This is a genomic window from Virgibacillus sp. GM2-2, from assembly GCF_055329585.1.
This window is the reverse complement of the sequence record NZ_JBUZWC010000071.1, coordinates 1-273: the sequence shown is the minus strand read 5'-3', so window position 1 is coordinate 273 and position 273 is coordinate 1. Positions and strand designations below refer to the sequence as shown.

The 273-nt window shown below is 68.9% G+C and carries 1 protein-coding gene; it reads left to right on the top strand.

Going from position 1 to position 273, the window contains the following annotated elements:
- A partial coding sequence (locus ACY9Z2_RS19015) for a hypothetical protein (protein WP_463611245.1) occupies positions 1 to 273 on the top strand: 273 nt, incomplete at both ends.

Below are 273 nucleotides of genomic sequence, written 5' to 3'. Positions count from 1 at the left end.
CCGGCGGAGTGGGCCAGCCGCGTCGACATCCTGCTCCACCCACTGGCCCGCCACGACATCAAGGACATGGAGAAGCGGGTCGAGGAGGCCCTCGTCACCGCCGCCGGTGAGACGACGAAGATCAACCTCGACGAGGTGATCGTCTCCACCACCCGGGCGATGCCGGGGTCGAACTTGGGCGCGGTCGTGGGGCAGTTCGAGCACTGGCCGTCGCCGACGATCCACGTCAACGAGGAGGCGTTCAGCCGGGCCATCACGGAGGCCCATGCGCAG